Raw genomic sequence first — 2,008 nt, 5'->3', positions numbered from 1 at the left:
CTCGTCCGGCCCAGACATCACACCTGTGTCCTGTCCCGGGAGATGCTTGACACCTCTGTCCCATCACATGCTTGACGGGTGCCTGTTCGGCTTGGCTGTCGCGTGTTCGTTTGCGGGCGTCGCGCGTCAGGGAGGCCGGGATTGGCCCTGGTGGAGTTGTCGGTTGTCGAGCAGCGGTATCGAGCGGTGCTGCAGGTGCTGGCGGGTGTGCCGGTGATCGAGGTCGCGGCCGGGTTCGGGGTGTCGCGCCAGAGCGTGCATGCCTGGGTGAAGCGGTATCGGGCCGAGGGGCTGGCGGGGTTGGCCGATCGGTCCAGGCGTCCGGTGTCGTCGCCGGGTCAGATGAGTGCGCAGGTGGAGGCCGTGGTGTGTGAGCTGCGGCGGGAGCATCCGCGGTGGGGTCCGGTGCGGATCGTGCATGAGATCGGTCGCCTCAACGTGGTGCCGGTGCCGTCGCGGATGGGGGTGCATCGGGCGCTGGTGCGGCACGGGCTGATCGAGCCGGGCCGGCGGCGCCGCAAGCGTCAGGAGTTCCGCCGCTGGGAGCGGGACGAGCCGATGGCGTTGTGGCAGATGGACATCGTCGGCGGGGTGTTCCTGGCAGGCGGGGCGGAGTGCAAGGTGGTGACCGGGGTCGATGACCATTCGCGGTTCTGTGTGGTCGCCGAGGTGGTGCCGCGGGCGACGGGGCGGGCGGTGTGTCTGGCGTTCGCTGCGGCGTTGCGCGAGTTCGGGGTGCCGGGTGAGGTGCTGACCGACAACGGCAAGCAGTTCACCGACCGGTTCGGGCATGGCGGTGAGGTGCTGTTCGACCGGATCTGCCGCGACAACGGCATCGTGCATCGGCTGACGCAGCCTCGGTCGCCGACCACGACGGGCAAGGTCGAGCGGTTCCACCAGAGTCTGCGGCGCGAACTGCTGGATGACGCGGTGCCGTTCGATGACCTGGACGCAGCCCGGACCGCGGTGGCGGGCTGGGTGGTCGAATACAACACCCGCCGCCCTCACCAGGCTTTGGGCATGGCATGTCCGGCCGACCGGTTCGACACCCGCACCGCCCAGGACGAACAGGAGTTGTTGCCGCTGCGGCTGCCCGCCGCGGTCCGCCTGGCCGCCGTCCCACCCGCCCGTGAGCCCGAACCGGCCGAGCCGCCCTCGCCGGACCAAGCCGCCCCGATCGCTGAAGGCGTCACGCAGGGCAGGGTGTGGGATGGCGGGGCGGTGGAGTTCGAGCGGACCGTGCCGGCCAGTGGGAACATGTTCGTGGCCGGTCGTCAGTTCTGGCTCGGCCCCGCCCAGGCCGGTGTGACGGTGACGTTCTGGGCCGACACCGACGTCATTCACCTGCTGAAGGCCGGGGCGCGGATCAAGTCGGTGCGATCGCACCTATCGACCGCGGACCTGACCGCGCTGGCCGCCCGCGGCGCCCGCAAGGCCGGGCCGCCGCCGCTGCCGCCCGCCGAGGACGGCGACGCGGTCGAGGTCGACCGGACCGTCAACAAGGACGGCAACGTCGGGCTGGGCGGCCGGATGGTGCTGGCGGCGGAGGTCCTGCGGGGCCGCCGGGTCGGGATCCGCATCGAACCTGCCACGCTAATGTTCTTCGACTTGCAGACCCGTGAGCTGCTGCGCACCCGACCCAACCCGTTCACCTGCGAGCAGGTCCGGGCACTGCGCGGGCTGCGGCGGGCCGGGCCGCCGCCACGGCCCCGCACCGAACCGGTCACCGTGCAACGCCGGGCCAGCAACACCGGCGTCGTCATGGTCGCCGGACAGAAAGTCTCCCTCGGCCGCCTGCACGCCGGCCAGGTCGTCACCATCCACGTCGCCGACACCACACTGGCCATCGAACTGGGCGGCGACGACATGCGGACAATCCGGCGAACCACCACCCAGCCCGTCCGCAGCATCAAAGCCCACCGGCCCCGCAAGGCCGCCCCATGAAACCTAGAACATCCGTCAAGCATGTCCCGGGACTAGAACGTCAAGCATCTCGTGGGACTAGACA

Annotated in this window: 1 protein-coding gene; it reads left to right on the top strand. The window is 70.5% G+C overall.

Features of this window, described 5'->3' with window-relative positions; all coding sequences use genetic code 11:
* The first annotated feature begins 156 nt into the window (after positions 1–156).
* On the top strand, positions 157–1,944 hold the full coding sequence (locus J4709_RS52720) for an IS481 family transposase (protein ID WP_372442259.1): 1,788 nt from the start codon (positions 157–159) through the stop codon (positions 1,942–1,944).
* Positions 1,945–2,008: the final 64 nt, after the last annotated feature.

The sequence above is a fragment of the Actinomadura violacea genome (assembly GCF_017573465.1).
Classification (GTDB): domain Bacteria; phylum Actinomycetota; class Actinomycetes; order Streptosporangiales; family Streptosporangiaceae; genus Spirillospora; species Spirillospora violacea.
This window is presented reverse-complemented; position numbering and strand designations above follow the sequence as displayed.